Annotated in this window: 11 protein-coding genes and 1 pseudogene; 2 read left to right on the forward strand and 10 right to left on the reverse strand. The window is 35.1% G+C overall.

Annotation, left to right across the window (positions count from 1 at the left end):
- Window positions 1–180: 180 nt before the first annotated feature.
- On the forward strand, window positions 181–852 hold the full coding sequence (locus tag RMR19_RS20595) for a TIGR01906 family membrane protein (RefSeq protein ID WP_310605385.1): 672 nt from the start codon (window positions 181–183) through the stop codon (window positions 850–852).
- 117 nt (window positions 853–969) lie between these two features.
- Here RMR19_RS20595 and pnpS read toward each other — a convergent pair whose 3' ends face one another.
- The 8 genes and pseudogenes from pnpS to RMR19_RS20635 all read right to left on the reverse strand — a co-directional run bounded on the left by pnpS (window position 970) and on the right by RMR19_RS20635 (window position 7999).
- Complete coding sequence (gene pnpS / locus RMR19_RS20600) at window positions 970–2697, reverse strand: two-component system histidine kinase PnpS (protein WP_310605386.1); 1728 nt, start codon at window positions 2695–2697, stop codon at window positions 970–972.
- 59 nt (window positions 2698–2756) lie between these two features.
- A complete protein-coding gene (locus tag RMR19_RS20605) occupies window positions 2757–3467 on the reverse strand; it encodes a response regulator transcription factor (protein WP_310605387.1) in 711 nt (236 codons plus the stop codon).
- A gap of 38 nt (window positions 3468–3505) precedes the next feature.
- Complete coding sequence (gene phoU / locus RMR19_RS20610; RefSeq protein WP_310605388.1) at window positions 3506–4159, reverse strand: phosphate signaling complex protein PhoU; 654 nt, start codon at window positions 4157–4159, stop codon at window positions 3506–3508.
- 65 nt (window positions 4160–4224) lie between these two features.
- The gene (gene pstB / locus RMR19_RS20615) at window positions 4225–4983 is read right to left on the reverse strand and encodes a phosphate ABC transporter ATP-binding protein PstB (RefSeq protein WP_310605389.1); all 759 of its coding nucleotides are present in this window, start codon (window positions 4981–4983) and stop codon (window positions 4225–4227) included.
- Window positions 4984–5013: 30 nt separating this feature from the next.
- Window positions 5014–6171, reverse strand: a complete 1158-nt coding sequence (gene pstA / locus RMR19_RS20620; RefSeq protein WP_310605390.1) for a phosphate ABC transporter permease PstA — start codon at window positions 6169–6171, stop codon at window positions 5014–5016.
- Window positions 6172–6174: 3 nt separating this feature from the next.
- Complete coding sequence (gene pstC, locus RMR19_RS20625; protein WP_310605391.1) at window positions 6175–7053, reverse strand: phosphate ABC transporter permease subunit PstC; 879 nt, start codon at window positions 7051–7053, stop codon at window positions 6175–6177.
- Window position 7054: 1 nt separating this feature from the next.
- Window positions 7055–7786, reverse strand: a pseudogene (locus RMR19_RS20630) (phosphate ABC transporter substrate-binding protein); the annotation flags it as partial.
- Between the two features lie 27 nt (window positions 7787–7813).
- Window positions 7814–7999, reverse strand: coding sequence for a hypothetical protein (locus RMR19_RS20635; protein ID WP_310605392.1), 186 nt, complete (start codon window positions 7997–7999; stop codon window positions 7814–7816).
- A gap of 335 nt (window positions 8000–8334) precedes the next feature.
- On the opposite strand from RMR19_RS20635, the gene RMR19_RS20640 reads away from it, so the two are divergent.
- The gene (locus RMR19_RS20640; protein WP_310605393.1) at window positions 8335–8814 is read left to right on the forward strand and encodes a deoxycytidylate deaminase; all 480 of its coding nucleotides are present in this window, start codon (window positions 8335–8337) and stop codon (window positions 8812–8814) included.
- Between the two features lie 63 nt (window positions 8815–8877).
- On the opposite strand, the gene RMR19_RS20645 is transcribed toward RMR19_RS20640, so the two are convergent.
- Together RMR19_RS20645 and guaB are read right to left on the reverse strand one after the other, a co-directional pair.
- Window positions 8878–9600, reverse strand: a complete 723-nt coding sequence (locus tag RMR19_RS20645; protein WP_310605394.1) for a peptidoglycan recognition protein family protein — start codon at window positions 9598–9600, stop codon at window positions 8878–8880.
- A gap of 167 nt (window positions 9601–9767) precedes the next feature.
- A partial coding sequence (gene guaB / locus RMR19_RS20650; RefSeq protein WP_310605395.1) for an IMP dehydrogenase occupies window positions 9768–10542 on the reverse strand: 775 nt, incomplete at its 5' end.

Consider the following 10542-nt stretch of genomic DNA (forward strand, 5'->3'; position numbering starts at 1 on the left):
CTGAGGCAGGATGCCGAATCGAGGGCGTTTCCGTAACTTTTGGATATTTTATCTGTATACACCTAGAAGTACTTAGATGTGTCGCGTGTTTTGTGTTAATGTACGTGAAGCAAGAAGCATACACAACATAAATTGAGTTTCGCAATTACCTATAACCATTCCAAACCAAAGGAGCATACCATGAACATACACCAAAAGAAACAAATGCAGTCAAAGTTGACGAATATTTTAATTGGAATTCTATTCACACTATTCTTTATATCCATCTCCGTAATCGTTGTATTGAATACACGCTCAATTTATTATAACAACATTACCAATTTTGAACTTGAGAAATATTCTTCATTAGACCGAGAAACTATTATCGAAAATTATGATGCCTTAATTGATTATTGTTCTCCTTTCTATCAAGGAAAGTTAGAATTCCCTTCACTTCCAGCATCAGAAAGTGGCATCAGTCATTTTGAAGAAACAAAAGTTATTTTCGTCTCATTTTATTATATTGCAGCAATAACAGGTGTATTGCTCCTATGTATTATTCTGTACAAGAAAAGACGACGTAATACCTCCTATCTACGAACTTCTGCCATTACCATCATTGTCTTACCTGCTATTGTTGGAATTGCGACAGCTTTAAACTTTGAGAAGACGTTTATTCTCTTTCATAAACTTGTATTTCGAAATGACGATTGGATGTTTGACCCTGCAACTGATCCTATCATTGATCTTCTCCCAGAAGAATTCTTTATGTATTGTGCCATTGGGATAATCCTACTTGTCATACTTGGTAGTTTATTATTATTTCTTATTGATTATCTTATTCGCAAGAAACATTCTTCCGAATTCCTATAATGACCTTTTGATTCTTGTATCTATAATATTATACTTCATAATTGAATTTTTGAAATAGCATAAAAGACAAATGAGATAAAAACTCATTTGTCTTTTATGCTATTGGACAACTCCATCTTAATACGGCAATGAAATCATAAATTTTGTGCCTTTATTTAATTTACTTTCTATCCGAATCGTTCCGTTATAACGTTCTACGATATGCTTAACAATCGATAAACCAAGTCCTGTTCCACCCATCTTTCTTGAACGCCCTTTATCAACACGATAAAAACGTTCAAAGATACGTTCCAGATGTTCCTCTTCCATTCCAATGCCAGTATCCTCGATACTTAAATACAATCTATCATTCTGCATTTCGCATTGAATTGTAATTGTTCCATCCTCTGTATATTTTACTGCATTGTCAAGTAGATTGATTAGTAATTGCTTCATACGATCTGCCTTAGCCGGATATTCATCTATATTTGCTTTTGCCTCATATACAATTTTTACACCTTTATCTGCAATTTTAGGTTGCAACAGTTCAATTACATCGGTAATTACGGTATTCACATCGCATGGAATGATTTCCTGCTCCTCTTTTGATTCAATTTCAGATAACAACAGAATATCATTAATCAAACTCGACAAACGCTCCGATTCAATATCAATAATATCAAGGAAACGAACTGCCACTTGCTCTTCCTTAATTGCTCCTGCTTTTAATGTATCAACGAATCCACGAATAGACGTTAATGGTGTCTTAAGTTCATGTGTAACATTCGATACAAAGTCTTGGCGCATATTTTCTAACTTTCGAATCTGTGTAATATCTTCTAATATTAACAGAATACCTAGATTCTTTTCATTCTCCTTTAATAAAGGCGTTGCCGTTACACGAACTAACTTCTCACTTACTAAAGCAATCGTTCCTTCACGTACAACAGTCTCTTTCGTTTCTCGTACTTCCGTAATAATTTGAAATAACACTGCATTTCGCATAAATGTATAGAATGGTTGACGTTCAATCGTATCCTTATTACACTCAACCATTTGACTGAATACATCATTTGTAAACATAACCATGTCATTATTATCGATAGCAATAACACCACTTGCCATACTTTTTAACATTGCATCAAATTCAATATTTCTTCTTTTCAGCGCACGTATACTTGTCTTTAGATTATCACTCATACGATTGAAAGCTTCCGCTAAACGACCAATCTGTTGGGTATCACTTGTATAGATTTTCGTATCATATTCTCCACAGGAAATTCCTTCTGCGGCTCTTGTAATATCATCAATTGGCTTTGAAAGCGTTCTTGTAAATAATGCTGCCAACAACGCTGCTCCAATCATACACAACACTACCGTCACCATAGTTGTACCAATTAACTCATTATTCAAAGCAGTCATTTCTGATACTGGCAAAGAAACTCGCATTACACCTTCAAACTCACCATTATGTATCGGTACTGCACTGTAGGCATAATTCTTTCCCATTGTTTTCGAATAACGAATGACAGTAACATGCTCTCCTTCAAGGGCACGAACAATTTCTTCTCTCGTTGCATGATTTTCTAAACGTTCTTCCGTCTCCGAGTCCGCATAAACTTCACCGTCTTTTCCAATAATGGTTACACGTACCCCATATTCCTGACTATATTTGTCCGCAAATGCCTCATATGAATCTAATGTTGCTTCCGAGAATGTATCCGCCAACATCTCTGCTTGCATCAAGTGATATTCTTCTCTTTGTTCGGCCATGTAACGATATCCTCGTGACCATGATGCAAACATCGATATCCCTACTGCTGCAAGGATAATAATTAAATAAGAAAACATCAGCTTCTTCTGCACGATTGCACCCCTTACCTTTCTCTCACATAACCAGCTACTACTACTTTCTATAAACCTTATCAGCCAAATTTATATCCAATCCCTCGAACTGTTTTTATATAAACAGGCGTTGTATCATCTTTCTCTATTTTTTTTCGGATATTACGAACATGAACATCTACAGTTCTAGTTTCTCCAAGATAATCATATCCCCATATCTTTTCAAGTAGATTCTCTCTCGTGAATACAATTCCTTTATTTTTCGCAAGTAAATACAATAATTCATATTCCTTTAATGCTAACTCTACACTTTTACCATCAATTTCAACGGTTCGTCTTGTTTTATTTATCTCTAATGTATCAATCTTAATAATTTCTTCCTGTTCATTCGAAGCAGTAGGCTGCACTCCACCGCTTCTTCTCATTACCGCTTTCATTCTAGCCATTAATTCATGCACACCAAACGGTTTTGCTAAGTAATCGTCTGCACCAATCTCTAATCCTACTACTTTACTGATTTCATCACTTTTAGCAGTGAGCATAATAATTGGCACGTTCTTATATCTCTCATTCATACGAACTCGTTTTAAAACTTCAATTCCATCAATCCCTGGCAACATCCAGTCAAGTAATATAACTGCAAATTCATACGATTGGTTTTCGATACAATCCATCGCCTCTTCTCCAGTCTCTGCTTTGATCACCTCATATCCCGCACTCTCTAAATTGTATTGAAGCAGTTCCAAAATATGTGGTTCATCATCTACTGCTAGAATTGTCTTCGTACTCATAAGTCTACTCCCTTTCTCTCACTTATCTGCTAATATGACTAGTTTCCTTCAATCATATTTCCTGTAATAATATATTCAATCCATTCTGCGATATTCGTTGCATGGTCAGCCATTCTCTCTAAATATTTAATAATCATTAGATAACTAACACAAGCAGGAACAGCTTCCTTATTTCCTTGCATAATCTTTGTTAACTCATCACTGATACTTGAGAAATAATCATCCACAATATCATCTTTGGCAATTACTTGATTTGCTTTTTCTCTATCTACTTCTACAAAACTATCAATTGTCTCAATTACCATTCCTTTCATGGCATCTACCATTTCTTTTAGATTCTTAGGCGCAATTACATTGCTCTGTCCACATAATATAATGATATATTCTGAAATATCTGCACAGTGGTCTGCAATTCTTTCGATATCAGTAACAATCTTCATAATAGAAGTCACTTTACGTAAATCTGTAGCAAGTGGTTGTTGCTTTGCAATCATTGTAATACATTCTCTCTCGATTTGATGCTCTAAATCATCGATTATATCATCATTCTTAATAATTTCACTCGCAAGAGACTCATCTAACTTTTCTAACGCCATAATCACATCATTGATAGATTGTTCTAATAAGCTCCCCATGCGAATTACATTCTGGTTTAATTCACGTAATTCCTGCATAAAAATATGTCTTGTCATACCTAATCTCCTTTAATTATAAATCATTTTTTGTTACGTTCGCTCCTAATTAAAACCAAACAGAATCAACCAAATCTTCCTGTTATATAATCTTCCGTCTTCTGTTCTTTTGGATTGTTAAAGAGTTCCTTTGTCTGACCATATTCTACCACTTCTCCATGTAGAAAGAAAGCCGTTTTATCTGAAATTCTACTTGCCTGTTGCATATTATGCGTAACAATAATTATTGTATATTTCTCTTTTAGTTCTTCCGCTAAATCCTCGATTTTAAGTGTTGAAATTGGATCAAGTGCAGACGTTGGTTCATCCATTAAGATAACTTCTGGATCTACTGCTAATGTTCTAGCAATACAGATTCTTTGTTGCTGTCCACCGGATACTGCTTGCGCATTCTTTTTTAATTTGTCCTTCACTTCTTCCCAAATTGCTGCTTGTTTCAGACTTGTTTCAACAATCTCATCTAACTGGCTTTTTTTCTTAATTCCATGGATTCTAGGACCATATGCAACATTATCATAGATACTCATAGGGAATGGATTTGGTTGTTGAAATACCATACCTACTCTTGAACGTAATTTAATAGCATCAATATCTTTATAGATATCAACTCCATCTAGCTGGATTGTACCCTCAATTCGAACGCCATCTACTAAATCATTCATACGGTTAATTGTTTTAAGAAATGTTGATTTGCCGCAACCAGATGGTCCAATGAACGCTGTAATCTGATTTTTTATAATATCCATATTTATCTTCTTTAATGCTTGGAAATCACTATAGTATAAATCCAAATCACGAACTTGAAATTTCACATTGTTCTCCATTTATTAGCTCCTTTTCTATATCACACTATATTAGTTTTTTACTGTAAATCGTCTTGTAATCCATTTTGATATAATATTCAATACCCAGATTAGTACAATAATTACAACTGCTATGGAACATGCTGAGGATATATCCCCTTCTTCTTTTAGTAGTTGATATAATTTTGTAGTTAATGTTGCTGCACCTGCTGTATTACCTGTTAATGCTGTTGGTACTTGTGCAATTGTACCTGCCGTCCATATTAGTGCTGCTGACTCACCTACGATACGTCCAATACTTAAAATAATTGCTACAAGAATACCTGGTAGTGCATTTGGTAGCACAACTTTAAAGTTTGTTTGTAACTTCGTAGCTCCCAGACCAAGAGAAGATTCTCTGTAACCTTTTGGTATTGCCTTGAGTGCCTCTGAAGTTGTTGAAATTATCGTTGGCAATAACAGAATACTTAATGTAAGTGCACCCGCTAATACTGAATATTGCATCTTTAACATTTGTACGAAAACTAACATACCAAACAAACCATAGATAATAGAAGGAATACCAGCTAACATCTGTATTGCAAATTGAATTACCGTTAGGATTTTTCCCTTTTTCGCATATTCTGTAAGATAAAGTGCTGATAATACACCAACTGGTGCTGCAATTCCTAATGACAATAGTATAATATACACCGTTGATATCAACATTGGTTTAATACCACCACCTGGACGTGTAACTTTGACTTTTAATGTTTCACCACCCATAGCTGCATCGTTGATTTCTTTGTTTAACTCCTCTAATGTCATATCTTTTGAATTCTTAGATACTACTTTCGTAATAACGTCATCTACTTTTATTTCATACATACTTCCTTTAAGATTCTTAGCATCTTTTAAAGGCGAGCTTTTTTCTAATTTTGTAATTGAAAAATTACCTTCTGCGTCTTGTTCCACATATGCTCCTAGAGAAGCAATATAGGAATCAGAGAGATTATCATCTTCCGTATTCTTTAACTCTACGTTAATGAACGTAGTTTTATCCTGCCACTGTCTCACTAAAAAGTTAAGATTAATGCCAGGTAATCCTTTCACAAACACGAAACCAATAATAACAACTAACATCATTACACTTATCGCAGAAGCTAGGTATAGCAATATTCTGCCTATCGCATCTTTTATTACACGTGATTGATTTTTTTCTATCTTCATATTTTAACCTTTCTCACTTGCTTTATGTGTAATACGCATTACTGTTATATTAACAAACATAATAAATACGAATAAAACAACACCTGTTGCAAATAACATTTCTTGATGTCTACCAGATGCATAGCCCATCTCCATTGAGATATTAACAGTCAATGGACGTATCTTATCCCAAATACTCTTTGGTATTCCTCCAATTGCATTACCTGCAATCATCATAACTGCCATTGTTTCACCAATTGCTCTACCAATACCAAGTACGGTAGCAGATAAAATACCTGATTTTGCTGCTGGCACTACGGTACGGAAAATAGTTTGCATCTTAGAAGCACCTAATCCTAAGGAAGCTTCTCTATATGCCTTTGGTACAGCAATAAGAGCACTTTCCGATAATGTAATAATTGTAGGCAAAATCATAATTGTTAATACGCAAATTACTGCAAGTAATGACTGACCTTGTGGTTGTGGCGATATTTTCTTAATAATAGGTAATATAATTCCCATACCAAATGCTCCGTAAATAACAGACGGAATTCCCGCAAGTAATTCTATTGCAGGTTTAATAATCTTCACAACGCTTTTTGGTGCAACTTCAGCAATAAATACTGCTGTTAATAATCCGATTGGAACACCAACTAAAATCGCACCAACTGTAGCAAATACAGATCCAGCTATCATATAGAATACACCATATTCGTTATTCTCTGGGTCCCAACGAACACCAGTTATGAAATCCTTAAAACTGTATGCATTTTCTCCAAAGAACGGTTTAAGTCCTTTGGAGAATACAAATACTATAATTGCTACAACGCTGATTACGCTTATAATGGCACAAAGGAAGAAAAATGCTTCAATTATTTTTTCACGTATCTTTGTCGTTTTCATATTAATCTATTCTAATGCCTCCGTGAGTTTCTACATAAGATTGACCTTCATCACTAGTTGCAAATTCTACAAATGCTTGTGTTTGAGCTGTGTAGTTATTTTCATCATATACGAATAAGAAAGGTCTAGATAATAGGTAAGAACCTGCTTTTGCGTTTTCAGATGTTGGTTCTACACCTTCTACTGTAAGAGCTTTAACTGTATCGTCAATGAATGAGAATGATACATAACCAATTGCGTTTTCATTACTTGCTACTGTCATTTGAACGTTACCGTTACCTTCTACTACTGAAGTATCTGCTGATAATCCGCCTGCATCTTCTAATTTGATTAATTCTTCAAATGCACTTCTTGTTCCTGAAGCACCTTCTCTTGATACTAATACGATAGGAGCATCGCTTCCACCAACTTGATTCCAGTTTGTGATTTCACCACTGTAGATTTTTGCAAGGTTTTCTAATGTGATATCGGCTGTAGCGTTAGCTGGGTTTGTGATGATAGCAATTCCATCATATGCCCAAACTACTGATTTCATGTTATCTGCTTTTTCTTCATCTTTTACTTCTCTTGAAGATGCACCAAGATCATTGCTACCTGCTAATGTATCTGCAATACCTGCTGATGAACCAGTTCCTGTATAGTTAATTGTTACATCGGGATTAATTGCTTGGAATTCATCAATCATATCGTTTAAGATTTTTTCAACTGAAGTTGATCCTGTGATAACGATTGTTACACTTAAATTAGATTTATCTGTGTGCTATGGTGTTTTTTCTTCTGGTGTTGTAGGTTCTTCTTCCTTTGTATCTTCTTTTGTTGTGTCATTTGTTTCTTTTGCATTTCCTTGTGTTTGTGTATTGTTCTTTGCGTTGTTCTTAGAACAACCAGCAAATGAAAATACCATTGCTCCAACCATACATAATGCTACTAATTTTTTTAATCTCATCTCTTTATTATCCTCCATTTTATAAAACTCTTTTTTTAATGTAAGGCAACTGGCAGCCCCTTTTGCTGCTTAAGGCAACTCTCTGTAGTACAATTCTGTACTCGCCTCTTTTTTCATTACCTCGTCCTTACACTACATAATTTACACCTCCAATGTTACCTTCACATTTTACGAATGTTAAGTTTATGTAAAGTCACCTACTTTTCTATCACAAAGCGAATAAACTCGCATAACAGTGAGCATACTATTTCTTGATATTTTGTTCTGTATTTGTTTACATACTATAGGTTTCAATGATAAAATAAAAGATGAATTACAATCACTGGAGGTGTTTTATGAAAAGACAAGACTATATCAATTGGGATGCTTACTTTATGGGAATCGCCTTACTATCTGCAAAAAGAAGCAAAGACCCTGGTACAAGCGTTGGAGCTTGTATTGTTAGCCAAGACAACAAAATCCTTTCTGTTGGATATAACGGAATGCCATATGGCTGCTCTGATGATGAATACCCATGGGAACGTGAAGGTGAACCTTTCGACACAAAATACTTCTATGTCTGCCATGCCGAATTAAATGCAATCCTTAACTATACTGGTAGTGATATTAAAGGCTCTAAAGTATATGTTACGCTTTTCCCATGTAATGAATGTACAAAGTCCATTATCCAAAAGGGAATTTCAGAAATCATCTATATGGATGATAAGTATGCGCATACCCCAGCAGTTCACGCATCAAAGAGAATGCTTACCTCTGCCGGTATTAAGTTCACGAAATACACACCGATCGATCAAACAATTACTCTTTCCTTATAAACGTTACTATAAGCAAAAGAGAGTTACTCTTATAGTTTTATCAATCTATAAGAGTAACTCTCTTTACTTATCCTTTGCATTCTCTTCTATCAATTCAAACACATCATCTCTAAATTGCTCCCACTCTTCTTCATTCTCCACATAATACTTAGGGCAATTCTTTCCCGTAACATCATAGTGTCTTATAATGTCTTCCTTTTTCAAATTATACTCCGAACAAATCCACGCAGTAAGTTTAACTAACGATTTATATGACTTCTCTGAAAATTTGCCTGTCTCATCGGGATGACATACTTCAATTGATATCGTATCCTCATTCCTTCCATTTGATGCATAGGCAACTTCATCTAACGGAATACATTGTACGATATTTCCTTTCAATCCAATGATATAATTGCTACTTGTGTAAATGTATTTTCCATTGCTATACGTTTTTCCTTCCTTAAGCCCTTCAAAATAGTTTCGATTTGCTTCTGCATCTGTTCCTGGATTTGCTGTATAGTGAATTACCACTCCATTTACTTCACTAAGTGGTATCTCTGGTCTGGAATATTCATTCGGTGTAAGTAACCTCTCTTCTATATTAAGGCTTTCATAAAAGCCTTCTACCATCTTTAATGTTGGTTTACTCTTTGCTTGGAATACTCCTTTTTTTAGAATCTTAGAAATTCCACCGCCAAGGAGACATACCCCTGTAACAAATACCAATATTAAACTGCTCAGTACTAGTAGCCTTTTTAACTTTTTCTTTCTTCTATATTGTACCCTTGTTAATTTTTTTCCCATTGTACTTGCTCCATCCTTGCATTCTTAACTATTATTATTCCACATCTTTCCCCATGTTTCAACCAATTAAGAAAATCTTAACTATTAACACCATCCAAAAAGGCACTACAAACCATTTTCGTTTGCAGTGCCTTACTATTATATAAACTTATGTTTCATTCTTTATATTATTGCTCTACGCTGTAGTTAGGAGCTTCTTTTGTAATATGAATATCATGTGGGTGACTTTCTTTTAATGAAGCTGCGGAAATCTTAACGAATTTTCCATTTTCTTTTAATTCATCAATTGTAGGGCATCCACAGTAACCCATACCAGAACGAAGACCACCCATAAGTTGGAATACTGTATCTTCAACAGTTCCTTTATAAGCTACACGACCCTCAACGCCTTCTGGAACTAATTTCTTAGCATCTGTTTGGAAATAACGGTCTTTACTTCCATTTTCCATTGCTGCAATTGAACCCATACCACGGTATACTTTATATTTTCTACCTTGGAATAATTCAAATGTTCCTGGACTTTCATCACAACCAGCAAAGATACTACCCATCATACATACATTCGCACCTGCTGCGATTGCTTTTGTCATATCTCCTGAATATTTGATACCACCATCTGCGATAACTGGTATTCCATATTCTTTTGCTACACTATATGCGTCCATTATTGCTGATACTTGAGGAACACCGATACCTGCAACAACACGAGTTGTACAGATTGAACCTGGTCCGATACCAACTTTAACTGCATCTGCTCCTGCTTCAATTAGTGCTCTTGTTCCTTCGCCTGTAGCCACATTACCAGCGATAACTTGTAATTCTGGATACTTTTCTTTCACCATCTTAATTGTGTTAAGTACGTTAAGAGAATGTCCATGTGCTGAATCGATAACGATTGCATCTACTTTCGCTTTTACTAATGCGTCTACACGAACTAAGATA

Source organism: Anaerosporobacter sp., assembly GCF_031551385.1.
Classification (GTDB): domain Bacteria; phylum Bacillota; class Clostridia; order Lachnospirales; family Lachnospiraceae; genus Anaerosporobacter.

What these genes read in the sequence shown, in the direction of transcription:
- pstC (WP_310605391.1), bottom strand. Translation starts at nt 7,053, where the DNA reads ATGAAAACGACAAAGATACGTGAAAAAATAATTGAAGCATTTTTCTTC.
- RMR19_RS20635 (WP_310605392.1), bottom strand. Translation starts at nt 7,999, where the DNA reads ATGAGATTAAAAAAATTAGTAGCATTATGTATGGTTGGAGCAATGGTA.
- RMR19_RS20605 (WP_310605387.1), bottom strand. Translation starts at nt 3,467, where the DNA reads ATGAGTACGAAGACAATTCTAGCAGTAGATGATGAACCACATATTTTG.
- pstB (WP_310605389.1), bottom strand. Translation starts at nt 4,983, where the DNA reads ATGGAGAACAATGTGAAATTTCAAGTTCGTGATTTGGATTTATACTAT.
- RMR19_RS20645 (WP_310605394.1), bottom strand. Translation starts at nt 9,600, where the DNA reads ATGGGAAAAAAATTAACAAGGGTACAATATAGAAGAAAGAAAAAGTTA.
- RMR19_RS20595 (WP_310605385.1), top strand. Translation starts at nt 181, where the DNA reads ATGAACATACACCAAAAGAAACAAATGCAGTCAAAGTTGACGAATATT.
- phoU (WP_310605388.1), bottom strand. Translation starts at nt 4,159, where the DNA reads ATGACAAGACATATTTTTATGCAGGAATTACGTGAATTAAACCAGAAT.
- RMR19_RS20640 (WP_310605393.1), top strand. Translation starts at nt 8,335, where the DNA reads ATGAAAAGACAAGACTATATCAATTGGGATGCTTACTTTATGGGAATC.
- pstA (WP_310605390.1), bottom strand. Translation starts at nt 6,171, where the DNA reads ATGAAGATAGAAAAAAATCAATCACGTGTAATAAAAGATGCGATAGGC.